Genomic DNA, 26,362 nt, shown 5'->3' on the forward strand with positions numbered 1-26,362 from the left:
TTTGATTGGGTCGATAATCAGCTTGCAAGCTGGATGCCTTGAATGATTTAAGCTTGCATCACATAAGCAGCCATATGGATATGGCTGTTTTTTATAAGTTCGGTTTTAATTGGTGTGCAACGATTTATATGCATCATCATGATGATTGTTGCTGTTTTAAGTTGAATTGACAATTTCAACCATTAAATTCTTATCTCGGGTCATCCCAAATCAATAAAAAAGTATTAAAGTACTATGCAACAAGTTGCAAAGCCAAAATTAAGAAGGAATATCATGACTAGCTATGCAAATATCTTAAAACCATTACATTTGGGTTTTACTACTATTAAAAACCGTGTGGTAATGGGTTCGATGCACTCCGGTTTAGAAGATCGTTTCTTTAACTATCCAAAGCTCGCTGCTTATTTTGGTGAGCGTGCAAAGGGTGGTGTCGGCTTAATCATCACAGGTGGTATTTCTCCAAACCGTCAAGGTTGGTTGTTGCCTGCTGGTGGCACTATGAATAGCTTGGCGGATATTCCTCATCATCGCTTAGTCACCCATGCAGTACATAAGCATGGCGCGAAGATTTTGATGCAAATCCTGCATTCTGGTCGCTATGGTTATCATCCGTTTTCAGTATCTTCTTCACCGATTCAAGCACCGATCAACCCATTTAAACCACGCCAAATGTCTGATTCTCAGATATTGGCGACCATTGAAGATTATGCACGTTGTGCCAGCTTGGCGAAAAAAGCAGGCTATGATGGCGTCGAAATCATGGGTTCAGAAGGTTATTTGATTAACCAGTTCTTAAGTAGCCATGTGAATAAGCGTACTGACCGTTGGGGCGGTGATATTGAAAATCGTATGCGTTTCCCCGTAGAGATTGTCAAAGCGATTCGCGCTAAAGTGGGTGAAAAATTCATTATTGCATTCCGTTTGTCTTTGCTGGATTTGGTACATGACGGTAATACTATGCAAGAAGTGATTGTGGTTGCCAAAGCATTAGAAAAAGCAGGGATTACGCTATTAAATACAGGGATTGGCTGGCATGAAGCCCGTGTTCCTACCATTGTGACTTCAGTACCACGTGCCGCATTTGTGGATTACACCGCAGCAGTAAAACAGCACGTATCTGTTCCTGTGATTGCATCGAATCGTATCAATATGCCTGATACTGCGGAAGAAATTATTGCTTCTGGTAAGGCCGATATGGTGCAAATGGCACGTCCATTCTTGGCCGATGCGTATTGGGTAAATAAAACCGCGACCAATCGTGTTGATGAAATTAATACCTGTATTGCATGTAACCAAGCGTGTTTAGATCATGCATTTAAGAATGAACGTGTTAGCTGTTTAGTCAATCCACAGGCTTGTCATGAAACAGAACTGGTTTATATCAAAACTAAAAAACCAAAACGTATCGCGGTTGTCGGTGGTGGTGTCGCTGGTATGTCTGCTGCCACGGTTGCTGCTAGTCGAGGTCACGCCGTAACTTTATTTGAAGCAAATAATGATGTTGGCGGTCAGTTTAATTTGGCTAAAGTTGTACCTGGTAAAGAAGAATTCCATGAGACAATTCGTTATTTTAAAGTACAACTCAAACAGACAGGTGTAGATGTCCGTTTAAATACACGTGTAAGTCGCGAGCAGTTAGAACGTGAAGGCTTTGATGAAGTAATTGTGGCAACAGGTGTTGTACCACGTGCATTAAAAATTCAAGGCAGTACCGCACCTCAAGTGTTGTCATATGCTGAAGTATTACGCGGCGCAGAAGTGGGCCATAAGGTCGCCGTGATTGGTGCAGGCGGGATTGGCTTTGATGTATCAGAGTTCCTGTTAAAACCACCACACCAACCTCAGCCGCAACCCTTAGCAGAATGGCAACGTGAGTGGGGTGTAGACCCAGATCCAAACTATATCTCTGAAGGTGGAATGCAACGCCCAGAAGTTGAAATTCCAGTACGTCAGATTTATTTAATACAGCGCAAAACTACACCACTTGGAATCGGTTTGGGTAAAACCTCTGGTTGGGTGCATCGAGCACAGTTGAAAAAGCATGCCGTACGTATGTTGCGTGGTGTGCAATATAAAGCGGTAACTGATGAAGGATTATGGGTAGAACATAATGGTCATGATCAGTTATTGCGTGTCGATACGATTGTGGTGTGTGCAGGGCAAGAGTCGGTGAAAGATCTCATGCCTAAAGACGGTGAGAATACGTCGGCGAACTACCATATTATTGGTGGTGCGAAGCTTGCAGCTGAGCTTGATGCCAAGCGTGCGATTAGAGATGGCGCTGAATTAGCCGCAAAACTCTAAAATTGATGAAACATTATGCATTTGAATACATTGCAATTAAATTTCTCTTGTATAAAGAGGGCAAGCTTTGTATTCTTACGCACATGGAAGCGTGGCAGAGCGGTTTAATGCACCGGTCTTGAAAACCGACGAGGGTGTGAGTCCTCCGTGAGTTCGAATCTCACCGCTTCCGCCAAATTCAAGTTTCTGACACTGTTTAACACGATATAAGTTTATGATTTATAAGGTTAAAGTTGGAGATTTACAATATAACAAGCCGTGACGCACTACGCCAATCGGTAGTTATAAAGTAGTAAAAAATGCAGTAAGATTATTTCTTACTGCATTTTTTTATGTCTGAATTATGGCAACTCGTGGAATAAACAAGCTTAGTGCTTTACAGGTTAAAAAAGCTAAACCTGATCCTGATAAGATGTATAAACTGTCAGATGGTGGAAACCTTTATCTGCGTATAGACCAGAGTGGTAGCAAGTATTGGATCTTCAATTACACACGTCCGTTCCTAGGCAAGCGTAACGATTTATCTTTAGGTACTTACCCAGAAGTTTCGTTAGACGACGCTCGTACTATTCGTGATGAATATAAGAAACTCATCAAGCAGGGTATTGATCCAGCAATGGAGCGGATTGAAACCAAGTCTCAGAAACAGAAAGAAGCAGAAAACACCTTTCGTATCGTCGCTGAAGCATGGCTGTATAAACGTGAGCTAGAGCAAAAACAAGATGAAGAGACGATCCGTCGTTTAAAGCATGATGTCTATCCATACGTTGGTGATTTAACCTTTCCACAGCTTACCTTAGAAATTCTTGAGATTAAGGTCTTTAAGCGCATTATTGAGCGTGGAGCTTTGTCTGTTGCCAAGCGCCTTAAATCAGACCTCAACCAAATCTTTAAATCTGCGCGTAAAAAAAAGCTCATCCAATATAATCCGATTGAAGATATTGAATTACCAAAACCACAGAGTGGAAATTTTGCAGCTGTGACAGAAGAGCAAGACCTAGCCCCAATGCTGAATAAAATTTGGAATTACTCTAAGCTTTATACACGTTGTTTGCTGACCACACAGGTAGCATTAAAAATCTCGGTCCTGACTTTTCAGCGACCTGGGGAGATTCGCAAGCTGAAAAAGGATTATTTCTATCGTGAGGAACGCTGCTTTAAATTTACAGCCAGTAAAACCAAGCAACTTCATATTGTGCCTCTGTCAGATCAAGCTTTTAACTTGATTGAGTCAATTATTGATCTGCATCCATACAGCGAATACATTTTCGTAGGGCGGGATGGTAAAACCTTTATTTCTGACAATACCATTAACTCCGCTTTAAAACGCTTGGGCTATGGTGGTGAACAGACAGCACATGGCTTTAGGGCAACTGCACGTACCATGCTGGATGAAATTCTGGAGCAGCGTGTGGACTTTATTGAGCACCAGTTAGCCCATAAAGTAAAAGACAATAATGGTACAGCCTACAACCGAACTAAGTTTCTGAATAATCGTAGGGAGATGATGCAGGAATGGGCTAACTATTTGGAATCATTGCTTGAATATAGTGAACTGAAGTGAGAAGAATGCTGATCTTGTAATTAAATTGCTAGGAAAAAATATTAAAGACAAGTCTAAGAGAAGCCAATTTTTTTCAAATTGGCTCTGTTTATTTTAAAGAAATGAGGTGTTTATGCATAAGTAATTAATTTTATATAATGACCATTGTCTTAAATAGCAGTTGTAATGAGTGCTGAGTGAGTAATTTTTTAAGCTATCTCTTCACAAGAGGATAAAAGACATTTTGCATATGCATATGCTCTAACTTTTACCCATGTTTCATTTATCATGAAACACTAAATTAATAGAAAAATAACGTGTAGGATGATTAGAACATAGTATTCAGATGGTAATAAGCTTAGAGAGTTTATATCAACATATTTATCTTTGAATTTAACAAAGATTATTGAAAGACTTATTAGTAAGGAGGCTAAGATAATTACTATAGCTGTGGTTTTAAAAGCTAATAGATTTCTGCTAAATCCACAATTCATATTTTCTTTAAGAATTAAAGGATATTTTTTACTATCTCTTGTTTTTTCTTTTAGGTAGTTAATTGCTGAAATATAGTATTGATCAGCATTAGCAGGATTAGACCTTTCAGCTCTTTCAGTAACATTTTTAAAATTTGATACTAGGGAAACTAGCTTTTCTCTATATCTTTGTTTTGTAAATTTATCAAGCTCATTGTTTGAATGGCGTAAAATAAGAGTTGTAGGGGCACCACCCCATTTAGTAAATAATGTCTGTTGAATTAAATTTCCTTTTGATGACATTTGGTTGGAAAAAAATTAACTACTCCACAAGTCAATAAGATTGTTAACAGAGAGCCTAATAGTGTTCTAAGTGGTTCAAACAGTATATATGCCGTTAATATAATTGGTAACACAATAAAGAGTGCAGGTCTTACTCGTGCAGAAAGTGAGTATTGATCAAAATAGTCGGATAGTTTCACTATATTTTCTCATTCTATAAAGTATATGTAGTTTCGGTAGGATGCAGGTTTTTTAGTATTAGGCGTTTAGATACTCCTATACAGGAATTCTAAAGACTTACTCTCGCACTCCCAAGGTTATCAGTAAAATTTATAGCTAACTTCAGGGATGGAGAAATTCAAAAAAGTCCAACAACGCATAACTTACTAACTAAAAGAAATCATTAAATTTTAATTGAAATATAAAAAATAGCTACCACTTACTATACAAGAATGGTTTTGGGGTTTTAAGTTGATTACAAGTTATGAGATAGAGTTTTTGCCTGTTGGAAATGGGGAAAAAAGTGGAGATTGCATACTTTTTCATTACGTTGAAGATAATGTAGAAAAAATCATTGCCTATGATGGTGGAACTCAAACATCTGGCAAAGCTATGGTTGAACATATTAAAAAATACTATGGTATGGATAAGATTGACTATCTTATCAATTCACATCCTGACGGTGATCATGTTTCTGGATTAACATATGTGCTGGAAAATATGAAAGTTGGTGAAGTTTGGATCCATCAACCGTGGAAATATAGTGCAGAGATTCTAGATCTATTTCATGATGGACGTATGACTGCAAATAGTCTTAGTGAACGTATGAAAACTAAATTGAGACTTGCACATCGTGTGTATGAACTAGCTATACAGCAATCTATTCCAGTGTATGAACCTTATGCAGGCGCACAAATTGGACCATTTACAGTTCTGTCTCCTGATGAAGATTGGTACAAAAATACATTAGTACCAGACTTTTCAAAAACTCCACCAAAAGCAAAAATGGTTTTTGAAAATATTATGGATGGCTTAGAAAATCTTGTTGAAACAGTTGCGAAGCTACTAGAGGAATCATGGACTGATGAGAATCTTCCTAATAACGTTCAAACTTCAGCAGAAAATAATAGTAGTGTAGTGCTATATGCAAATTTATTAGGACGCGGATTCGTACTTACTGGTGATAGTGGTGTCGAAGCTATTGATAGAGCTTGTATTTTTGCTGAACAAAACAATTTAAGACTGAAAGAGGATTTAAAGTTTGTTCAAGTACCACATCACGGTAGTCGGAGAAATGTATCTACTACTGTACTAAACCGTTTATTAGGTGAGCCGATCAATTTTGATGCGCATAATCTTATTTTAAATAAGACGGCATTTGTATCAGCATCCCAATCCTCTAAAAAGCATCCAAGAGATCGTGTTGTGAATGCTTTTATGCGTAGAGGGTTTAAAGTTATTGCAACTAAAGGAAGTACAAAACGACATTATAATGGAATGCCTGAACGAGCTGGCTGGGGTTCAGTAACCCCATTAGAGTTTTCCTATGAAGTAGATGATACTGATAATTAAGTTTTCTAAAATTAACTACAACAAAGCTTATGCAAAATCTCATGATTTAATTCGCGATAAAAAAACAGCCTGTCTATGACAGGCAGTTTTTTATACTGCTTAATTATTTTTCTGCTCAAGCCACTCATGGATCTGGCTTTCAGTCCAAGTCGGCATACTTGAGGTCAGGTATGTCGGTGCGGGAAAGTCTCCTCGACGTACCATCTTCCAAAAAGTAGATTCTGCAATATTTAACAAACCTTTGCTGGCAGACTTATTTGAGAGTCTTCTTCTGCGGCCACCACGATCCACATAGTCCTTTGCGGGACGTTCAGGATAGTTGACCAAATCTCTAACACGATAACGATGCTCTAGCATGGTATATGATTCCAGTAATAAATTGACATTTAAGTTATGAATCTAATTGGCTAGATCCTTTCTAACTTGCTATGCCACAATCATATCGATCCATGTCCATGATTTTAATAATTCTAGTTAAGTAAAGATTTACTATACTATAGTGATATAAAACGTATCTGATAAATAACAGAATAATTGAGGTGGAAGTTTTATGGCTTATGTAGATCAAAATGAATTATTTGTATTTGTTTTTGAGGTATGCCAAGGGTTTCTTAACTACTGTACGAAAGCTACATATGAGCATGATATCGAAGCACCCGATAGGGATGATTTGGGGCTAGCTTATTTGCAAGAGATTCAGAGGAATTTTAAGGAAGAGGAGTTACAACAAATTGTTGAACTCATGGAGCAGCCTATTATTGTTAAAAGATATAATAAAACGTATTCAAGTCATGACTTTTTAGAAGTTTTAAGTCTCATCTTTGAGCTGATAGAACAATTTGATGAGCTCTCAGATAAAGAGATAAAAAAAGCGTATAAAGAAATAATTATTCAGTATGCTGAGATGGATGTAGATATTCTTTTTAGCAAGAAAATTCATACTAGAATAAGAGGAGTGCGTGGAGCAAATAAACGGTATCAAAAGAACCTATATAAAAAGCATCAAGTGATTTTTGACTTTATGCTGAATAAAGCTCAAGCCCAAGGCAAATGGGATAATCTGAATACAGCTGTAGACAGTGTCTTACCAGAATTAGACCTTGTACTTAAGCAATTTGATAAAAAGTGGATAGAAACCCAATTAGAAGAAAAAATGAAAACTCTAGAAGAGCTTCAGCAAGAGTTCAAACAATTTAAAGTAAATCCGCCAAGCTACAAACTAGGTTCAGGCTTAATCATAACTGCAACTCGAGAGCAGACCTATATCAATAAAATTAGACAACTTAGAGTTACATGCCGAGAGCTTCAAAACGCCTTGCAGATTGATGACCCATCAATTTTGCTGAAGAAGCAGCTTCCATTTAATACAGCTTATCAGCCTGAAGTGATCAAAAATTTATTACGTAAACAACCTGACTTTCTCACTCAAATATTAGACATGCCAAAGTAATCTTGGCCTAAATACATTAGAAAACTGCAAACGGAAGTGAGGAGTTTAATAGCAGGGGGCTGCACATTTTTGTACAGATTTTTTTGATTAGGACTAGATAGGGCTCTGTTATTTTAGTTAAAACTCGTGTGATTCTATTTGAAAATAACTGTGATTAATAGGAAGTTGTAATGTAGTATTAAATTAAATTAGCCTTTGCTATGAAAGCATTTGAATAGGATTTATATGGATTTTCAAGAAAAAATTTCTAATGATGATTTTTTTAAGTTGATGAAACATCGAATCTTCTCATGCTATTCAAAACGTACTACCTCGACTTTGCGGGAAGGTATAATTTTCAAAGAAACCATAGATGCTTTAAAGCTGTTAGAGAACTTTGCTTTTGAGATTAAAGATAGTGTGTGGGAGAAAGATTCATTAGTTTTAAAATGTGTATACCCAGAGATTAAAAAGCAATTTAATGATCTACGTTTGAAAGCATATTTATTCCCACACCCCGAAATGTTCAATCATTTATTTTTTCAAAGTGTGTATGGGGCATATAGACTTTTTGATCAAATACTAGAGAGCGAAATTCGAAAAGACAATTCTCTTAATTCTTCCGCCCAGATGCAAAAAAAGATTGAATTGGTATATTTAAAGAGAGCATTTGTTGTAGATAAACCTAGGGGTGTCGACACTACGACTTTTGGAATTATGCTAGAACAGAATAAATTTCTTGAAGATTTATTGTGGGTGATTTCTCAAATTCAGAATCGAATTGATCGAGGTATCCATAGGCAGTTAGCACAAGAGGAAAATGTATTTAATAATTTCAATCAGCAGACGAGAGTTTTTGATGACTTATTACGAAAACATAAGTCTGTTTATGTGTTGGTGTTAGATATTTACTTTGAGAGCTTCTTCAAGTCATTATCAGAGCCGACTTCGGTATCAGGGGAGTTGAAAATACATCAGATTGAACAGATTCGTATGATTCTGGCCCAGCTTGCTCCCCTCCATGGGATCATTAAGATCGAGACCCATTTCAAAGAAGGGCTGAATTTACATTGTGTTTTAATGTTTGAACCTACTAAAGGTTTTTCAGAAAAAAATACAATAGAGATGTTAAGGCGGTATCTCCAACAGGTTATAGGAAATTTAAATCATATTGATATTCGAAATTGGAATACAGTAATCAAAAAAAATTATTCTAAAACTGCTGTAGGTCTTATCAGGGCCTCACAACCCAAGAATGTTGCAGCATTCAAATACTGGATCTTAAGCTTTTTCTATACGCTTGATTTACATATTGAGCCCTATTTGCCAAGGCAATTAAAAAATCATTTGGCTATTAACGCAAATTTAGACTTCTACATCAATGCGGTTGTGGCGCAGAGTGAGAATCAGAGTCGCAAGCATGACATTACCGTGGAGAATGCCTTAAAGGATTTAGAAAAAGCGAATAAAGCTTTGCAGAAAATAGTTCAGCCCTTTTTCTCAGAGAAAGATGAAAAAAATGTTTGGAACACTAAGAGCTTATCTAACGTAAGTAAAGGCTATATAGAAGCAGTAATGCACTACTATCGAGAGATTGAATCTGATGAGCAAAAGCTTCAATCTATGATGCATATTGAGATTTTTATTGAAACATTGATAACTGCCCAATTTAAGGCATTTGATCTAAATGATTCTTTAGATCAAGATCAACTGACAGTGCAGCTTTTACGTCGGGCAATAACTCGTCTTGGTCAGAGATTTCTTTTACTAGGAAAAATTCAGGTAGAAAATGAATACTTTATTAAAACAATACATTATTCAAAGCTGTACGAATCTGAGGCTTTTCAAATAAGTAAGCAAATTTTCACGCAAATCGTAAATGGGCATAATCCTAAAGAGATAGTTGTTTACACACAATCTTATGTATCTGCCTTGCGTAATACTTTTACACAAGATTATGTCTGTTATGACAGAAAGACAATTAAAGAAATGAGAACGGATGCGTACTGGAAATATAAAAAGCGAATAAATGCAGCGAATGTCTTGTTCAAAGAATTGATGAAACAAGATTGTTTAATTTATAGAATGACTGTTGAATTGATTCCAGAAGTTGGACATATTCCTCAAGCTGAGTTAGCTGTTTTGTGGACTGCTTTTTTACATCAAGCACAACGGGCAGAGCCCCTATCATGGAAGACAGGCTACTTTGGATTATGGAGTAAAAATAATGAAGGACATTTTTATGCTGATGTCTTTTTTGTGCTGGATCATCGAGCATTTGCTGATAAAAATTCGATACCTCGATTGTTAAATAAAAAGTGGTGTAACTTTGTAAAGGATAAAGCTCAGTCAAAGCTAAATTGGGATGAAAATCCTAAGTTTAAAATTTGTAAAGTAGAAGGCAAACCAATGATGCAGGCCAATAAGGAGTATTTTTTGGAGCACTTGCTTATTGAGTCAACCAATAAAGAAAGGAAGATAGATTTCTTAAAAAAAGTTATTCCAACTTTCTTAAGCCATAGTGTTTTTATAGAAAATACTATGGCAGCTGAAGAACATAGACAAGCAGAAACAGACTCAAAACTTTTGATAAAAAGTAGTATCGCTGCGACGAAGAAAAAGAGGGCTACATCCAACAAAAAACTGGAAAAAATTTCCAGCTCATCTTAAGTGAGCCATAAGAATGCAGATGAACCATAACGTAACTTAAGCTTGTAAGATTTATTATAGACTTCTGTGATATGTGGGAATGCATATAGTTTAAGTGCTCGTGTACTACGGTCTTTTACTTTATGGAATTTACTGGGTTATTAATATAATGAATATATCTCTTTAATATCTTAAGTAATATTGCTTTATTCATAATCAATTCATTACATATCATAAGTACATTCTGTAAAACTTCAATAACTTCCTAGTTGTATGTAGTTCAAAACAAACTAGGAAGCATCAATGAATACATCTACTCCTACTCTTAATGAATCTAAAGTATTAATGGATATAGATAACTTCATTACCTCTATGTCGTATAAGAGATACACTGAGCAAGGTTTTAAAGATGGTTTAATACAACTCACTACTCAATTTAAGGCAATCTATCAATCCCACTTACGATATGCCCAAAGTATTGAGACTTTTCATTCTTTGACGAAAGCTATTGATAAAATGTTGAATGGTGAAGATATCTCTGCTGTAAAGCATCTTAATCCTATGCAAATGTCTCGTTTATTAGAGTTGCTACATTACGGGAAGTTAAATTTTGCACTTGAGATGATAGGGTTAAAAGCCCAAGAGCAACGTAATCAGCGTAGTCTTCGCGAGTATCTACAACAACTAACTCAACATTACTCCAAACTATTATTTATTCGTATAGATTTGAGTGTTGAGCTTAAACATCAGCATACTGTAGATATTGAGCAATTTAATGCCTATCTACGCACTTTTATAAATAGAGTGCAAAACCAAGATACTTGTTTTAAAGGTCTACAAGGTTATGCATGGGCTTTAGAACAAGGCGCAACTAAGGGTTATCACTGTCATGTCTTACTGATCTATGATGGACATAAACACCAAAAAGATTTTGGTATGGCAATACAGGTTGGACAGTGCTGGAGTGAGATAACAGCGAACAAAGGTTATTACTTTATCTCTAACTCCCCTGAGTACAAGGAGCAATTTCAAAAAAAGGGTAAATTGGGAATTGGTATGATCCATAGGAATAAGCCTGAGCAAATTCAGAACGCCATCAATGCAGCTATGTATTTGGTAAATCCAGAAAAAGATAACCAACATCTTCGAGCTAGAACTCCAAGGATGCGTAGCTTTGGCAAAGGGCAGTACGAGCTTAATAAGCGTAGAGGGACTATTTAAGCTGAGTAAAAGCGTTCAACAGGAAAGATGGTAAGAAAGTAGGATGTGTAATGTATTACTGCAATACGCATCCTATGTAATAATAATTAATCTAATCAATACAGCTATCTTTGGGAGTTAGGAAGCTTTAAGCCGAATATACATATGATAAATTTGAGATGAGTCATTCGGTTTACGTTTATCTATTTCCAGATAATTTAAATTTTCTACTAATGCACTTAGTTTCTCATAGCCGTAACTACGAGGGTCAAAGGAAGGATCACTTTTAATCATATATCCGCCTACTCCAGATAGAGCAGCCCAGTCTGAATCTTTCGATGAAGCATTAATGGCAACTTTTAGTGCATCTTTTAACTTTTTATCTTTAGATAAGGTAACTTTTTTAGGTACTTTGGGCTGTTTCTGATCCTCTGTTTCAGTTGATGCTACTTCTTCAACTTTAGGTGTAAGATTTTCAACAAAAATAAATTGATCACATGCAACTATGAAGGCATTCGGAGTCTTTTTTTCTCCAAACCCATATACAACTAATCCATTTTCTCGAATTCTTGTTGCTAATCTTGTAAAGTCACTATCTGAAGAGATCAAGCAGAACCCATCTAAATGACTTTGATGCAGTAGGTCCATTGCATCAATGATTAGAGCAGAGTCGGTTGCATTTTTCCCTGATGTATAGCTGAATTGTTGGACTGGTTGAATTGCATGTTTATGTAATTCTTCTTTCCATGATTTTAAGTTTGGTTTAGTCCAATCACCATAGATTCTTTTGATGTGGGCTGTGCCAAAACGAGCGATTTCTTTTAGTAAGTTTTCACAAACAGAAGCTTGAGCATTGTCAGCATCGATCAAGACTGCAAGTTTTAAATTATTTGTTTCAGACATTGATTGATTTTCTATCAAGAAATTAATCAAATCTATAATGAAATAATAATAAATACAACAACTTGTTGTTTCTATTGTTTCAAATATATTTTTGTACTATGTTAATTTTATAAAATTAACATAGTCTGGATTAGAGTTTTATTGGCGTGCGCCTATTATCATAAAATCATTCTTCGGCAAGGGCTTGATAAGTAAGTTTGCCATGTGTGGTATACAAATAAACTTCTTTGATTTCTTCAGCAGTACACCCCTTTAAAACAAGTTTAAATACATCTCCGTAATAAGACACATTTGGAAATTTAGCTGTAAATGGTTCTAGACCAACGACTTTACAGTTTGGATTGTCCATTTCAACCTTATCAATGACATCGTTTACCTCAGAGACCACTTTCAAACGAGTGGTGTCATAAATGGTTTGTGTGACTACGATAAAGTTTGGAGGAGAACCAATAGGGCGGAACTTAACTTCTACAGCTTCACTTGGTAGCAGTTCGCGCTTAAGTTGAGGTGGGGGAATATCAGTATTATCAGCTCCTGTATAAATACTGTCTGGATCATAACGATCATGGGCAATTGCAGCAGCTTCGGCTTCCTGCTCTTTCAATTGCTGCTTGGAATCATCTTGGATAGGAGTATTAGTTGATTCGCTTGTAATATCTGGCGAGGAAGGTTCTGGTGTTTTATGACAGGCTGTTAGAGTCACTAGAATGACAGCCGTAATGAAGATCTGTTTCATGACAGAATTTCCTTTTAATTCGAGAATGGATGACACAAAGATTGCTTGTTTACTGAGAACTAAACTGGGTACGTTGGACGTACTTCAGAACAGCTATACCTTTGATGTACAACCATCTGTCATTAATATTCTCGGCATGATAATCAAAGACCTGATAAGCAAAGTCATCAATATCAATTAACCTCTGTTCCTTTAAATCCTTACCTTCTCGAATAAGGGCATTCAGATCACCGCTATAGATGTAATAACGTAATCGATCATCTTTAGGAATAATTTGCCATTCTCTGCTAATTGCCACAAAAGCATTGCAATTTACATTGCCTTCGCAGCGTTTAATTGTTGGAGCAGAGGAAGGCTCATTAATGAGTGACATGACTTTATTCATATCAGCATGACAAACTGAGGCGATGGATAAGCATGCTGTGACAGCACTGTATTGTAAAAATGCTTTGATTCGGTTGTTCATTAAATTAAATCCTGATTATTGTTGTTTATTGATTTTTAGAACGTGCAGACAGACAGCATTGCTACATTTCAGACATAGAAGTACTTCAATGACTAAAGTTTCATTGAGGAATTAGAAAAGTAAATGCCTGATCAGCGTTAAAAATGCTGTGATGCAGATCGCTTTAGTCTGTTAAATGATCTGTCTTATGTGGCGATGAGCCATGACAGAAAGGGAAAGGCGAAGAATATTTAGAAATATAAAAAACAGTCATGATTGACTCCTTTGGGTATAAAGAAGTTTCACCACATCACTGTCAAATAATGGTGGCGAAACGAAAAGGGGTTGACAGACTGATACCCAAAAAGATCAGCACACCCGAAGGTGTCCCCCTCCCGTTCCGCCGCAGAGGGGGAGACGCAGGGTCGCCCACCAAAAAGTTAGACTTTTTAGTGTGCTTTGGGTAAACGGTCTGTCAAAACCGACTGACCATGTGGGTCAGCAGGCCCATCATAATCATAACGATTTCATAGGTCAATTCGATTTGTCCTGATGTTCTGTATAACCCAGTAAAAAATGAACAGGCATACGATTCTAAATTATTTCAAATACATATTACTGAAATGAAGAAATGCCAAGCAGCATCGTAATGAGATCTGCAACAGCGTTTTAAACAGTCATTTCTAACATTGGAGAACGTCCATGTCGTATTTGGAAACAGAAGAAGAACCGTATAGTCCTCGCTTTCGCGAACCACAACCACCGCAACTCAGCCTAGCCAGTGCACCCACAACTTTGGCGATATTAGGCATGAACCTTGCCAAGTCGATAGGTTTTTCACCGATGTTGGGTGGTGTGGCAGGCGCAGCCTTAGGTGGTGTGATTTTAGTGCTGGCAGATCAAACCCGATCCAATATCAGCACACCTAAATACTGAGTATGCAATTAACAACAGAATTAAAGGACATATCTTATGGCACATTTAGTTGAAACAATGGCATTCACTGGACAAACCCCTTGGCATGGCTTAGGCAATCAACTGACACCAAACCAACCTTTAGAGGTTTGGGCACAGCAGGCAGGGATGGACTGGCGGATTGAATCGTCAGATGTCAGTTACATAGCTCAAAACCAACGTGGGCAAAGTATCATCATGCCCTTTGAAGAACAGCGAGTTTTATACCGTTCCGATACCCATGCACCGTTATCCGTAGTCAGCCAGCGCTTTCAGGAAGTCCAGCCAATGGAAATTCTGGAGTTCTATCGAGACTTAACTGAACAATCAGGTTTTGAACTGGAAACCGCAGGTGTACTCAAAGGCGGCAAGAAATTCTGGGCATTGGCAAAGACTGGACAAACAACTGCCTTAAAAGGAAAGGATGTGAGTAATGGCTATATTCTCTTGGCAACAGCCTGTGACGGCACATTGGCAACCACAGCTCAGTTCACATCCATTCGAGTGGTTTGTAACAACACTTTGGCGATCGCTTTACGTGGACAGCAAGGGAATACGGGTGTGGTAAAGGTTCCGCACAGCACCCGATTCAATGCAGAGAAAGTCAAACAGCAACTTGGTATCTCAGTTCGTGCATGGGATGAACACATGTATGAAATGAAACAATTGAGTCAGCGTAAAGTGACGCAGCAAGAAGCTGCCGCTTATTTTGATGCAGTGTTTAACAATACTAATTTAAGCATGGCTGAGCAGGATGAAAGTATCATTCAGTTCTATCGAAATGTTGCTATGCCGAGTCCAACCAACTCATCTCGATCAGACAATAAGACAGAACCGAATGGACGTGCCATGTCTAAGGTGATGACCATGTTTAACGGGCATGGACGTGGGGCAGAGCTGAGTTCAGCCAAAGATACGGCGTATGGATTATTATGCTCAATCACCGAGTTCTGTGATCATGAACGTCGTGCCATGAGTAGAGATCATCGTCTGGACTCTGCATGGTTCGGTATGGGAGCAGCCATTAAACAACGAGGACTTGAACAGGCATTGAGAATGGTGGCTTAAATCAAGGCATCTATTCAGTTTTAATTAAGCTTAACGTCCTAATCTAAAACTACGGTAACAACCGTAGCAAGCAAAGCAATACCCTTTTGGCCACTTCCTCAGATGTGGCTTTTTTTATGCCCGAAATTCAGCATTTACAATTTTACCGATACAGGAATATTCTCTATGAATAGTCATACCCAAATTCAGAACACTCTAAATCATCCACCGTTACAACCTTATCCCATCAAGATTGAAACTGAACATAAGGTTGAGGTGGGCACCCGAACCAAGAAAACGCCAAAGAAAACCAATCATCTACCTTCAGCAAAACGTCTTGCCAACACTAAAAAGCTGAACTACCAACAATGGATAGAAGTCAGAAAACAGGGCATTGGCAGCAGTGATGCAGCAACCGCATGTGGCCTCAATCCCTATATGTCGATGCTGGAATTATGGATGATCAAGACCGGTCGTATGCAGCAAAATATTGAAGATGAAAGTGCTGGCCATGCACCTTTATATTGGGGTAAGCAGCTGGAACCTCTAGTGGCCCAATACTACAGTATGCATACCAACCATAAAGTCCGTCGGGTTAATGCCGTGCTACAGCATTCTGACGAAGACAAACACTTTATGCTGGCTAACTTGGACTATGCCGTGGTGGGTAATGAAGAAGTCCAGATATTGGAGTGTAAAACAGTAGGTGAGTATGGTTCAAAACTATGGCGGGACGGTGTACCGCTGTATGTTTTATGCCAGGTACAACATCAACTGGCAGTCACAGGCAAACAAGCAGCGCATATCTGTGCCTTGATCTGTGGACATGAAACCCGGATCTTTAAGGTAACCCGCAGTGAAACGGTGATCAAATACATTGTGGATGCAGAGCGTTACTTCTGGGAATGTGTGGAAAAAGATGTACCACCTGATGTCGATGCATCTGATTCAGCAGCCAAAGCCTTACAGCTTTTATATCCAGCCCATATACCACTCAGTACGACGGATCTATCTGAGGATGTCACAGCCAATCAATGCTTTGAGCAATTACTGCAACAACGTCATTTGCTGGAGCAACACCAAAGAAGTTTTGATCAGTTGAAGCATCAAATCCAAATCAAGATGCAGGATTCAGAACGGGCCATATTTAAGGCCGGTTCAGTCACTTGGAAGAAGTCGAAAGATTCGATCAGCTTAGACAGTAAAGCCTTATTGCAGCAGCATCCAGAGTTTTTACAACAGTTCCCACAAAACAAACAGGGCACACGTAGATTCCAGATTTATACAGATGCTGATTAATCCAACCGAATTAGCCTAAGCAAATCTTCTGAACTTCCACATCACTTCCCCAAATCCCATTTCATCAAAAAAGCGCAAAACAGCCCCCGTCACCAGCAAGTACCGTGAAGTACTTACTGATGACTAAATGGACTGTTCTGCGCTGAATTTATGCATTTAAAAAATGTTTGCTTCTTACACATATCAAAGGGGCAACCGTAAAAAATTACCGTAGAGGAAAGCAACATGATTAAAGGTTTAGCAATCACGCCACCCGTATTAGGACGTATCAGTATCGGCAAGATCGTCGAGAAGAATGGCAAACGTATACCTGAAAAAGATGATCAATTTACCATTACCAGCCAGATCCAGAATAAGGATGGATGGGTGAAACACCCATTGGATGAACAATTACGTGCTAGGGCACAAAACCAGAAACTCAGAACCATTCCTGTCAGGATGATTTTTAATGATCCTGAACTCAACTTGCGAGCCGAGTACACCTTGTTTGATAGACAAACTGGTCGGCCAATTTGTACCGGTAATGGAGATACTTGTCAGCGACATGGACCAAATGGAGTTGAGCAGCATCCATGTCCATCACCTGATTTATGTCCTTTGGCCCAAGGTGGGCAGTGCAAGCCTTATGGCAGACTGTACGTCAACTTAGATGAGTCGGATGAGTTGGGTACATTCATTTTTAGAACCACAGGTTTTAATAGTATTCGTACTTTGGCAGCAAGGTTGCGTTACTACCATGCCGCATCAGGTGATCTACTTTCATGCCTGCCACTGCAACTCACTTTGAGAGGAAAAAGTACTACCCAAAGTTACCGTACCCCCATTTACTACGTGGACCTGACACTTCGGGATGGCGTTAATTTGCAAGAAGCAATTGTCTCAGCGAAACAGATTGAGGAACAAAGCAAGGCAGTAGGGTTTTATCAGGAGGCATTAGATTATATTGCACGACAGGGCTATGGAAATGCTAGCTTTGAGGTGGATGGTGAAGAGGGACTAGATATTGTTGAGGAGTTTTATACGGATGAAGCGAATACAGAGCAGCGTCAGCAATCTAATGATTTAACTCATGTGCAGGATATCCAGAAAGGGTTGCAGCAGTCGGTACAGGCTTTGAATTGATGAGGTGAGAGCAGTACATTTTTTATTATAGCGAGCTCTACTATTTGATTAAATTACTGCTCGCATCAATGATTAGGAGAATGAATCATGAATGTGCCAAAAAGATCAAGATTTCCAGATGAATCAATTATTCAAGATTATATAAGTATGAGAAATTACTGGTCTAAGCTGACCAATAATTTACCTAATGATGGACTCAATGTCTAAGAGGTATGATGAAAGTTTTCCTAAATCTATCAAACTTTCTGTAAATCAAATGGCCTGACTGGCTCGAAAGTTAAATGGTTGAATTGAGCCTAAACCTACTGAAAAATAAAAAGAGAGTATAAGGCTCTCTTTTTTAACTGAAAGAATTATCATAGCAGTTAAGTTATCAGGGCTTTTAAACAATGCGCAGCATGCTAAAATTAGTAAATTACTTCTAGAATATATTAACTTATGAAAGACTATTTAGGTTTTTTTGATGCTTATACATTAAAGGCGAGGTTTCTACCAGCTTTTTTAGCCACCTTACCGCTGATAGCTTTGATTGGATGTTACTTCAATTTAAATCAAGCTTTTGTGTCAAATGTTGTAGTTGGTGGTTTAGTTGTTTTTACTGCCATTTTTGTTTTATCTAACTTTGCAAGATCAAATGGTTTAAAGGTTCAAGAAAAACTATTGAAGAAATGGAAGGTTTTACCTACCACCCAATTTTTGAGACACAACGACTCAACTTTAAGTAAGCAAAGAAAGCAACAAATACATGCCAAGATTTCGGCTAAAACTTCTATTCTTCTTCCAACTGCTGTTGAGGAAAGTAATGATCCACAAGAAGCTGATTTACAATATGATGAAGCTGTAACTTGGATTAGAGAGAATACGAGAGGCAATGATTTCAATGTTTTATTAACTGATAATATTAATTATGGTTTTATCAGAAATTGTTTAGGGTTAAAGTTTTATGCAATTGGCATCTGTATATTAGTTCTATTGGTTTTTATTATTCTTTTTTTTCTTTTCTATCCTACAGATAGTTTTAGTAGAGAAGCTATTTTAGCATTTTTAAAGGTGCAAAAAATGGCTATTTGGCTTACGGTAGGATTAACATTAGTCATGTTGATTTTATGGATAGCTGTTGTAACAGAATTCAAAGTTACAAAAGCAGCTCACAAGTATGCTAACTCTTTATTAAATTCAACATATAAACTTTAATTTATAAGAGTGCGTTGCAGTGTGGAAGGAAACATATAACCCTTCAGGAAATGTTTTTCTTCCAACTATGATCATGAGAAAACCAACGAAATCATGAATACTTTCTTTGACTAGCTTTTTCATTGAGTTCTCATCTGTAGATGAAGGAAAGGGGATATCTTGTGGATGTGTATGCCAGTCCCCTAAGAAATGTAAACCTAACTTATAATTTTCTTTAATTTCTGCTTGCTCGGCTTTAGCATTAGGTACATACCCGAATCTTGTTCGCCAATCTTGCGGACGAGGGCCTGTAATACCGATTATTTTAGTTGTATTGTGACCATTATACGAACCGAATAGTTGGCCTCCTGCTTCTCTAGAAAAGCAGGATTTTTGCTTATATTTTTCTAAATGTTCTAAAACTTCTGGTGAGAACTCGACAAAACCTAAATTTTCAGGTAATTCAAATGTCATTTTATTGTATTTCATTTCTTTTTCTTACATTGATTGCAAATATTACAGTTGAAAAGAGCTGTTTTTTCATACTCGAAAGCTCCATTAAAACCATTAGGCCTATACTTTAAGTGTTCTTGACTCCATTCTCCATGATGTTCTTTAATTTGGGAGGTAGGGCCAGCATATACACGATGCACTGAATTCTTAACTTTGTGGGTTAAAAAATCAATTGATAGACGGGTAACTATGAATTCTGCTCGACTAGCATCCAATGGGCCATAAGGTTGAAAAAGTGTGCCACATGCTGGTTCTGTTTGCATATAACCGCCTTGATCCCATTTTGTTTCTGGATTTTTTAGGATACCATTTTCATCCAATATACATTTTAATGAAATTTCTTGATCAAGTATGGCAACAGCATGTGAAGCCACCCCATTTTCATCTAACCAGCCATAAATTATGGGTTGTGGGAGGGAATAACTGTCTTGCCAATCAGAGAGTTGCCCTTCAGCACTCCACTCACCCATACAAGATATAATAAGATTATTATCATTAATTATATTAGAATGCTCTTTGAATACTTGTTGCCAAGTTTTAGGATAGCTTTCTACTTTGAGATGAGGGTATTTTTTTCCTATTTCTAATTTTAATTCGTCAGATTTATATTTATTTGTTGAATTGATACCTAAAGCATGTCTACCTATATTTGAAGGAACTAAGATTTCAGGATCAATAAGAATTAAGTTACCAATACCAGACTGGGCAAGACGCATAGCAACCTGTGATCCTAATGAGCCACACCCCAAGATTAATACTTTTGCATTCTCAAGATACACTAAACTTCCATTTTGATCCCTACCATGTACCCATTGTGCATCAAGTCGTTGAACATCCTTATTCTTCAGCATTCCTCTTTTTCTTCGTAATAATAAGTTGATCCTTTGATTATATACTTTCTTTCTTCTGAAGCCATTGAGACTTTGTGCACTTAATTCTGTTGCAATAAGGCCTATCCCATTAGGTGACTGAGCACCTAATACAATTAATGCTTTTTCATTAAAAGGAATGTTTGAAAGAACTCTAATAATCTCATTTGAAGTATTACGTAATAGCTTTAAAAGGGCTCTTGGATTTTTAGGAAACGGTGGCGTTGGTGGCGTGCTCAGGAAACCAAAAACTCCAACTTTAATATCCGAAATATCAAAATAAATATTTTCATTTTTTAACCAAGATTCTATCTGTTCTATATTTTCTCCAACCAATTGATATTTTTTAGAGGTCCATATATAAGTTAAACGAGCGGTACGGTTATTAATATTTAATAGTGATTTAATCGCGATAGATTTATTCGAATGATCCCAGTAAGATAAAAATTCTTTACTAAATTCTTCTTTTATATAATTTTCATCATTTTGACATCGTTCTATTAACTCAATTGCGTTTAGAAGACATTGATGAATATTAGCTTCAATTTCAATTGTATTTAAAAGAGGTAAACACAAGAGTCCATTAGGTTCAACATGAGGCCATTTTAAGAAATTATCCGTATCTTTATATGCTATTCGGATAGGGGAGTAAGGAAAGTATTCATCTAATAAAATATGGAAATTGAATATTTGATTTGAGGTTTGCAAACTTATTGCCCACCCACAAATGAAAATCTTACCTGTGTAAGAAGAAAGTACTTTAGTTGCTAATGTCTTAACGACATTAGCATTAGCCTGTAACCATTTCCACAACAGCGTTTTGGATGAATCAAACGTACTTCCAGAACTTTGAAGCGATTTAAGCATATCTACGACCACTAGCTTTTTCTGTTTCTCTTGGTGTTACACCTGGTTCTGCACCGAAGAATCCTCCACTTTTCTTAGTACCTAATTGTGGCCCTGTTGAAGTAATTTCTATTGTTAGGACATCTTCTTTACATTCCTCAGCTACACATAGAAATTTTCCATTAACTCCATTTAAAATCTCCTCGTATTCTTCTTTTGCTCGAATACATGGAGGATCATTTTCATCATCTTGTATCGTTTTGCTACTTGCGATAATAAATGCTTGATTCTTAGCTTGTGCTAATGCTTGACGAGCATCTACATCTACCACTGCTTCACGTTTCTTTTCTGACCAACTATCATGCGATAAAGAATGCCATGAACAATGATGAGGAGAAAGTAATACATTGTACTCTAATCTTTCTTTTTTCAATGAGTTACGACGCCAAACTCGTTCCCAATTCTGTACTTCTGCGTCTCCTCCAACTAGAAATAAACCAGCTTCATTATTATCGTTTGCTTTTATGCTAAAACGAATAATAGTACTTGATCTATTTTTTCCAGTAAGTTCTTTAGCTTCTTCTTCATTAACTAAAAGAGGGGCAATTAACCAAGCAGTAAAGGTGTTATCAATAATTCCACAAATTTTTCTAATTTGATCATCTGTTTTAACTAAAATGTCCGAAATATCATTTGTTTTACCATCTTTATCTTCACCTAAAACTAGAATACGATCACCATCTTTAATTGAAGATTTATTAGTGGTTTGTTTGTAAAGATTAACTCTACGACGTGCTTCTTTCCACCAAGCATTTGCATCTTCACATAAACCAGTCTCACTAACCTCTTTCTTTCGACGGAAAATAATTGGGGATGACCACATTTCACGAATAATAATTTTTTCATTATCATCATTTTTCCAGTCATCTGGTTTGCCTAAATGGAAATGTCTTTCAACACCTCTACAGTGATCCTGATCAGGGTGAGTCAATAAAAATGCATCAACATATAGTCGACCTTCTGCATCTCTCTGAAGCTTTTCTTTTAATAAAGTTGCGACATCTACAATGTCTTCTTGATTTTCATCATCTGCAGATTTTCGAATGTTTACGTCAATGAGTATAGTCCGCCCACTTTCAAGTGTTACTAATACCATATCCCCGTTATCGACAGGGAAGAAGTCAATTTTAGCTGTCATGAGTTAAGTCACATTACTTAATTAATATTTAGTTTGTTTCACAAGTTTCAATAAATTTTATTTCTTGCTTAAAAAATGATTTGGAGGTTTTTATTTTTATTTCAAGGCCTTAATTGAAAATATAAATTTAAATATTATTAATTAAATTTAATCATTGTTATTAATTTTTTTAAATATATAGGTGGGCTTGTTTTGATTTAATTTATAGGAATTCTTATTAAGGGGGTATAAATGGCCATATTTTAATAACCTCTAAACCAATTTTTATATAAATTTGTATTAACTTAAAATCTTAATTGATCACGATAGTTGGCTCAAGCCTGCATCATTTCAATACGTTTATTTAAGTGTTTGGTACGATTGTAGAATTTTCTGTGCATATCTCTGACGTGATGAGCTAGTTGCTACTCAATCTACGCCATAGGGTATTGAAATAGTCCAAGCTAATGCTTTGAAATTATGTCCGCATGCTTATTTTATGTATAGCCTTAGCGATGTAATGCCTGATTAACTGTATTCTCTGACATTGGGCGTTATCATGAGGTGAGGGAGAGGAAACATCTTGATGAAGAGCTACGAGCCAAAGTATCAAATCAAAACCAAAAGCTAAGAATTATTCTTGTCCGCATGATCTTCAATAATCATGGGCTGAATATAAAGGCAAATTGCAATTTTATTTGACTGTCAAATAGATCGACTATTCCCCTTAGGAAACATAAAAACCAGCTAACAACTTGGACATAACGAAGTTGAGCAACACACTGATTTAACAGTAGATATTATTTCATCAAATCCTGAATATCTAGGTTCTAGAAGTAATTTTATAATATTAAAAGAAATATGTGATCTAAAAGCTACAAACCCTAAAATTCAAGAAATATTAGATAGAACATATTGATCAGTTTATTCAAGGACTTTAGAGTAAGTGAAACAAGTGGATTTAAATATTATTAATTTGTAATATCTTTTATATTTCCTTTCAAACAACTGTCTGAATAGTTGAATAGCCATCAATTTTCTCAGCATAAATATGGTTAACGTTGTTTTAAATTTCTTTTATAGTCACAATTTGGATAACGGTTACAAGCCATAAAGTCACCATATGGCCCTGTTCTTTTCCACATACGTCCCTGATTACATTTCGGGCATCGCCATTTTTCTGGAATATCATGGTTAATGGACGTATTTTCATCTTGAGGTATATGAATAAATTCCTTGATGCTTGAGTCTTTGGTAATTTCCTCTAGGAATACTGAATTACGTTCACCAATAAGAAAGACTTTCTCTTTTGCCCGAGTCAATGCAACATAGAACAGACGGCGTTCTTCAGCATAGGCATGTGTTTCTGGTTGTGGCAAGACTAAGTTGATAAGAGGGTCATCTTCTTTTTCAGAAGGGAATGCACTACTGCCAGTATTTAAACCTAAAAGAATCACATAGTCTGCCTGTAGGCCTTTGGATGAGTGGATGGTTTTAAACTCAATGCTGCAATTTCTAAGAAAGGGTTGAATACTGTCTAGATTTGGTTTGTGATGTCTGTAGCGACCTAAAATATAAATGGATTTCTTTTTCCCTGAACCTGAATTGGCATTATTAATTTCCATAATGGTTTTCATCAGGTACTCATTAATTTCCTGAGTCTTAGTTAAAAAGCTTATCTCAACCACTTTACTAATGGTCTTATCAACAGCATTGACGACTTTTTGAAGCTGGGACTTATTTTTTTGGATAAAGCCACTGGCGACATTCGCAATGCCCTGATTGGAACGGAATGTCTGGGTAAGCTGTGTCTGCTTGGTATAGCCAAAGACCTTTTCAAATTGAGTAAAAATACTGATGTCTGAGCCTGCAAAGCGGTATATGGCTTGCCAGTCGTCCCCAACACAAAAAAGTTTAGCTTCAGGCATCTGATTCAGTAAGGATAAAATGAGTCTGGCCCTAGCTTGTGAAGTATCTTGAAACTCATCCACGATAATAAGCTTGAAAGGGCTTTTATATCTATTTTCATTGATTAATTGGGCAGACTCAATCAGCAGGTCATCAAAGTCATGTTCTTTACTGGTTTTTAATAATTGATCATAGCGCTGGTAAACCTTAGAAAATAGCTGTAAAAAAAGACTCTCTCGTTGGCTAAGTGATGGTTTGGCTAATAGACTAGCAATATTTGCTTGATTAGATTTGTAATGACTTAAAAAACTGACATAAAGTTCATTAGTATCATATTCATAGATGGACTGTGCTTTAACGTTGATCTCGGCAAGACTACGCGGCTTAAAAATTTGTCCTCTTGATTTAAGCTCTTTTTCCAACTTCTGAAAGATGGAACCTGTAATAAACTCATGAAAGGTGGTAGTAATTAAATCCGACTTATATTGTTGATGGATTCCTGATTTCCATTTCATGTCTTCCAGATACTTTTGCCCAAAATGCGCAGGCGGTTTGCCATGCTGGTCTACAGCATAGTGTTCTAGATATAGGTTGATTTCAGGTAGGTAAAAGTCAGGCTTGTATTGGCGGTGGTGTTCATTCGCTGTGTCATGCTCGTAGTTTCTTTCGTACTGATAGGGAACCCCCTGACTGTATAACCAGTTTGCTATCGCTTTTTCACCATGTGATTTAACGATTTCTCCCTGATAAGTTTCAAAACCATCCTTGAACCTGTCAAATGAACGTCTGCGAGCCTTTTCCCATTCACTTTGAGTTTTAAATGCAAATGGTGATAAGGGAGGTCTTAGGTAGGCCGTTTTAAATAAAAGATATTTTGCCTGAAAGTCTGGATCTGTTTCGATCAGTTGTTGAATAATCTTATTCAACAGGGACTGCGGTTTTCCTGCATCATTGGAAACAGAGGGGCTTTTTCCAGTGGCCTTACCAATCACCTTTACGCCAAACTTATGGAAATTAAGTGCTTCAACACGAGTATTAAACTGGGCGAGAATGTCTTTTAATCGAAAGTTAATACGTTCACTGAGTTCCTCACCTGCATTTTTATTAAATGCGAGAACCAGAATCTCTTCAGGTTTGTAGAGTCCAGTTAAGAGGGCATAGCCCACCTTTCCAACAATCGTGGATGTTTTGCCTGAACCAGCCGCAGCAACCAATAGGTTACGGTCTTCAAAGATAATTGAGGAAATACGCTGTTCATCGGTTAGAGGCGTACTCTCTACCTGATCAAAGAACTGCTTAAATACCTTTAACTCACTTTCAACAAAACGCTTATTCTTTGCATCGATGGCATAGTTTGCTTCAACTGGCAATTCAATAAACTGTCGCAATTGCTCAAACAGGTTCTGTAGAGGCGGTTCAAATGCAAAAGAACTATCCCTTTGAATCAGGCTGTTAAATTGTTCAATAGAGACTTTTGATCTTTGTGATAAATCTGACCTAAACAGCTTGCTGAGGCGATGGGAGAGGTAAATGTTTTGCTGGATAAATTTGTGATATTCCAGTAAGTACGGTTTTAAGGTTTCTTTGATCTTTTCAGCGTTTCTTTTATTTCTCAGGAATTCCGCGTCATTACGGATTTCAGCTTGAAACTGTTCAGCCTGTGTATTGAACATACCCTTGAACTGAAAGTTTTGATCAATGGTCTTGAGCATTAAAGATGACCATATCCAGCCTTTCTGGATATGCGTTTCCAGTACCTGTTCAGGATTGAGCTTTACGGTTCTGGTATCCAGTTCAAGTACCAGCTCAGGAAATGTATAGCTGAGTCGCCATTTGCTGGAACCTGCAAAAATGAAACTGAGTAAACTTGGTCGGATATTCATATTGCCCTAAAATGTTTTTTTAATAATTGAAGATT

General features: G+C 37.1%; 20 protein-coding genes and 1 tRNA gene. 12 read left to right on the forward strand and 9 right to left on the reverse strand.

The window, feature by feature from the left end; all coding sequences use genetic code 11:
• Window positions 1–273: 273 nt before the first annotated feature.
• From A7P55_RS10625 to A7P55_RS10635, 3 genes are all read left to right on the forward strand, one after another.
• The gene (locus tag A7P55_RS10625; protein WP_171552086.1) at window positions 274–2,304 is read left to right on the forward strand and encodes an NADPH-dependent 2,4-dienoyl-CoA reductase; all 2,031 of its coding nucleotides are present in this window, start codon (window positions 274–276) and stop codon (window positions 2,302–2,304) included.
• Between the two features lie 85 nt (window positions 2,305–2,389).
• Window positions 2,390–2,479 (forward strand) — tRNA-Ser (locus A7P55_RS10630).
• A 168-nt stretch (window positions 2,480–2,647) separates the two neighbouring features.
• Window positions 2,648–3,868, forward strand: coding sequence for an integrase arm-type DNA-binding domain-containing protein (locus A7P55_RS10635; protein ID WP_016541152.1), 1,221 nt, complete (start codon window positions 2,648–2,650; stop codon window positions 3,866–3,868).
• Between the two features lie 275 nt (window positions 3,869–4,143).
• Here the strand turns inward: A7P55_RS10635 and A7P55_RS22595 are convergent, their stop codons facing one another.
• Window positions 4,144–4,623: a hypothetical protein gene (locus A7P55_RS22595; RefSeq protein WP_016660198.1), complete on the reverse strand. Its 480-nt coding sequence runs from the start codon at window positions 4,621–4,623 to the stop codon at window positions 4,144–4,146.
• 450 nt (window positions 4,624–5,073) lie between these two features.
• Between A7P55_RS22595 and A7P55_RS10645 the strand changes: the two genes are divergently transcribed.
• Window positions 5,074–6,174, forward strand: a complete 1,101-nt coding sequence (locus A7P55_RS10645; RefSeq protein WP_032860717.1) for an MBL fold metallo-hydrolase — start codon at window positions 5,074–5,076, stop codon at window positions 6,172–6,174.
• A 99-nt stretch (window positions 6,175–6,273) separates the two neighbouring features.
• Here the strand turns inward: A7P55_RS10645 and A7P55_RS10650 are convergent, their stop codons facing one another.
• Window positions 6,274–6,531, reverse strand: coding sequence for an AlpA family phage regulatory protein (locus A7P55_RS10650; protein ID WP_016541154.1), 258 nt, complete (start codon window positions 6,529–6,531; stop codon window positions 6,274–6,276).
• A 193-nt stretch (window positions 6,532–6,724) separates the two neighbouring features.
• Between A7P55_RS10650 and A7P55_RS10655 the strand changes: the two genes are divergently transcribed.
• From A7P55_RS10655 to A7P55_RS10665, 3 genes are all read left to right on the forward strand, one after another.
• On the forward strand, window positions 6,725–7,624 hold the full coding sequence (locus tag A7P55_RS10655; protein WP_016541155.1) for a hypothetical protein: 900 nt from the start codon (window positions 6,725–6,727) through the stop codon (window positions 7,622–7,624).
• Between the two features lie 225 nt (window positions 7,625–7,849).
• Window positions 7,850–10,273: a hypothetical protein gene (locus A7P55_RS10660; protein WP_016541156.1), complete on the forward strand. Its 2,424-nt coding sequence runs from the start codon at window positions 7,850–7,852 to the stop codon at window positions 10,271–10,273.
• 282 nt (window positions 10,274–10,555) lie between these two features.
• Window positions 10,556–11,473: an inovirus-type Gp2 protein gene (locus A7P55_RS10665; RefSeq protein ID WP_016541157.1), complete on the forward strand. Its 918-nt coding sequence runs from the start codon at window positions 10,556–10,558 to the stop codon at window positions 11,471–11,473.
• A 117-nt stretch (window positions 11,474–11,590) separates the two neighbouring features.
• Here the strand turns inward: A7P55_RS10665 and A7P55_RS10670 are convergent, their stop codons facing one another.
• From A7P55_RS10670 to A7P55_RS10680, 3 genes are all read right to left on the reverse strand, one after another.
• Complete coding sequence (locus A7P55_RS10670; protein ID WP_016541158.1) at window positions 11,591–12,355, reverse strand: NYN domain-containing protein; 765 nt, start codon at window positions 12,353–12,355, stop codon at window positions 11,591–11,593.
• Between the two features lie 166 nt (window positions 12,356–12,521).
• A complete protein-coding gene (locus A7P55_RS10675; RefSeq protein WP_016541159.1) occupies window positions 12,522–13,091 on the reverse strand; it encodes a hypothetical protein in 570 nt (189 codons plus the stop codon).
• Between the two features lie 49 nt (window positions 13,092–13,140).
• Window positions 13,141–13,557 carry a hypothetical protein gene (locus A7P55_RS10680; protein ID WP_016541160.1) on the reverse strand — a complete coding sequence of 139 codons (417 nt, stop codon included), beginning with the start codon at window positions 13,555–13,557 and terminating at the stop codon, window positions 13,141–13,143.
• Between the two features lie 681 nt (window positions 13,558–14,238).
• On the opposite strand from A7P55_RS10680, the gene A7P55_RS10685 reads away from it, so the two are divergent.
• From A7P55_RS10685 to A7P55_RS10705, 5 genes are all read left to right on the forward strand, one after another.
• A complete protein-coding gene (locus A7P55_RS10685) occupies window positions 14,239–14,472 on the forward strand; it encodes a hypothetical protein (protein ID WP_016541161.1) in 234 nt (77 codons plus the stop codon).
• 36 nt (window positions 14,473–14,508) lie between these two features.
• Window positions 14,509–15,558, forward strand: coding sequence for a DUF932 domain-containing protein (locus A7P55_RS10690; RefSeq protein ID WP_016541162.1), 1,050 nt, complete (start codon window positions 14,509–14,511; stop codon window positions 15,556–15,558).
• A gap of 165 nt (window positions 15,559–15,723) precedes the next feature.
• A complete protein-coding gene (locus tag A7P55_RS10695) occupies window positions 15,724–16,836 on the forward strand; it encodes a lambda-exonuclease family protein (protein WP_016541163.1) in 1,113 nt (370 codons plus the stop codon).
• 225 nt (window positions 16,837–17,061) lie between these two features.
• Window positions 17,062–17,958, forward strand: coding sequence for a hypothetical protein (locus tag A7P55_RS10700; RefSeq protein ID WP_016541164.1), 897 nt, complete (start codon window positions 17,062–17,064; stop codon window positions 17,956–17,958).
• A gap of 438 nt (window positions 17,959–18,396) precedes the next feature.
• Window positions 18,397–19,152, forward strand: coding sequence for a hypothetical protein (locus tag A7P55_RS10705; protein WP_016541166.1), 756 nt, complete (start codon window positions 18,397–18,399; stop codon window positions 19,150–19,152).
• Here A7P55_RS10705 and A7P55_RS10710 read toward each other — a convergent pair.
• The 4 genes from A7P55_RS10710 to A7P55_RS10725 all read right to left on the reverse strand — a co-directional run bounded on the left by A7P55_RS10710 (window position 19,135) and on the right by A7P55_RS10725 (window position 26,327).
• Window positions 19,135–19,620, reverse strand: coding sequence for a Mov34/MPN/PAD-1 family protein (locus A7P55_RS10710; RefSeq protein WP_016660199.1), 486 nt, complete (start codon window positions 19,618–19,620; stop codon window positions 19,135–19,137). The two genes, A7P55_RS10705 and A7P55_RS10710, sit on opposite strands and share 18 nt — an antisense overlap.
• Complete coding sequence (locus A7P55_RS10715; RefSeq protein WP_016541167.1) at window positions 19,617–21,380, reverse strand: ThiF family adenylyltransferase; 1,764 nt, start codon at window positions 21,378–21,380, stop codon at window positions 19,617–19,619. Before A7P55_RS10715 ends, A7P55_RS10710 begins: the two co-directional genes overlap by 4 nt.
• Entirely contained in the window at window positions 21,373–22,557 is a 1,185-nt protein-coding gene (locus tag A7P55_RS10720; RefSeq protein WP_016541168.1) for a hypothetical protein, read from the reverse strand. Before A7P55_RS10720 ends, A7P55_RS10715 begins: the two co-directional genes overlap by 8 nt.
• 1,034 nt (window positions 22,558–23,591) lie before the next feature.
• On the reverse strand, window positions 23,592–26,327 hold the full coding sequence (locus A7P55_RS10725) for a UvrD-helicase domain-containing protein (RefSeq protein ID WP_016541169.1): 2,736 nt from the start codon (window positions 26,325–26,327) through the stop codon (window positions 23,592–23,594).
• Between the last annotated feature and the right edge of the window lie 35 nt (window positions 26,328–26,362).

Origin of the sequence: Acinetobacter sp. Ac_5812, assembly GCF_013072695.1 — a bacterium.
Lineage (GTDB): Bacteria > Pseudomonadota > Gammaproteobacteria > Pseudomonadales > Moraxellaceae > Acinetobacter.

Bases quoted from the DNA above. Each gene is read 5' to 3' on its own strand.
- A7P55_RS10685 (WP_016541161.1), top strand. From the start codon at position 14,239: ATGTCGTATTTGGAAACAGAAGAAGAACCGTATAGTCCTCGCTTTCGC.
- A7P55_RS10660 (WP_016541156.1), top strand. From the start codon at position 7,850: ATGGATTTTCAAGAAAAAATTTCTAATGATGATTTTTTTAAGTTGATG.
- A7P55_RS10705 (WP_016541166.1), top strand. From the start codon at position 18,397: ATGAAAGACTATTTAGGTTTTTTTGATGCTTATACATTAAAGGCGAGG.
- A7P55_RS10695 (WP_016541163.1), top strand. From the start codon at position 15,724: ATGAATAGTCATACCCAAATTCAGAACACTCTAAATCATCCACCGTTA.
- A7P55_RS10690 (WP_016541162.1), top strand. From the start codon at position 14,509: ATGGCACATTTAGTTGAAACAATGGCATTCACTGGACAAACCCCTTGG.
- A7P55_RS10720 (WP_016541168.1), bottom strand. From the start codon at position 22,557: ATGACAGCTAAAATTGACTTCTTCCCTGTCGATAACGGGGATATGGTA.
- A7P55_RS10710 (WP_016660199.1), bottom strand. From the start codon at position 19,620: ATGAAATACAATAAAATGACATTTGAATTACCTGAAAATTTAGGTTTT.
- A7P55_RS10670 (WP_016541158.1), bottom strand. From the start codon at position 12,355: ATGTCTGAAACAAATAATTTAAAACTTGCAGTCTTGATCGATGCTGAC.
- A7P55_RS10625 (WP_171552086.1), top strand. From the start codon at position 274: ATGACTAGCTATGCAAATATCTTAAAACCATTACATTTGGGTTTTACT.
- A7P55_RS10680 (WP_016541160.1), bottom strand. From the start codon at position 13,557: ATGAACAACCGAATCAAAGCATTTTTACAATACAGTGCTGTCACAGCA.
- A7P55_RS10715 (WP_016541167.1), bottom strand. From the start codon at position 21,380: ATGCTTAAATCGCTTCAAAGTTCTGGAAGTACGTTTGATTCATCCAAA.
- A7P55_RS10700 (WP_016541164.1), top strand. From the start codon at position 17,062: ATGATTAAAGGTTTAGCAATCACGCCACCCGTATTAGGACGTATCAGT.
- A7P55_RS10655 (WP_016541155.1), top strand. From the start codon at position 6,725: ATGGCTTATGTAGATCAAAATGAATTATTTGTATTTGTTTTTGAGGTA.
- A7P55_RS22595 (WP_016660198.1), bottom strand. From the start codon at position 4,623: ATGTCATCAAAAGGAAATTTAATTCAACAGACATTATTTACTAAATGG.
- A7P55_RS10725 (WP_016541169.1), bottom strand. From the start codon at position 26,327: ATGAATATCCGACCAAGTTTACTCAGTTTCATTTTTGCAGGTTCCAGC.
- A7P55_RS10665 (WP_016541157.1), top strand. From the start codon at position 10,556: ATGAATACATCTACTCCTACTCTTAATGAATCTAAAGTATTAATGGAT.
- A7P55_RS10675 (WP_016541159.1), bottom strand. From the start codon at position 13,091: ATGAAACAGATCTTCATTACGGCTGTCATTCTAGTGACTCTAACAGCC.
- A7P55_RS10650 (WP_016541154.1), bottom strand. From the start codon at position 6,531: ATGCTAGAGCATCGTTATCGTGTTAGAGATTTGGTCAACTATCCTGAA.
- A7P55_RS10635 (WP_016541152.1), top strand. From the start codon at position 2,648: ATGGCAACTCGTGGAATAAACAAGCTTAGTGCTTTACAGGTTAAAAAA.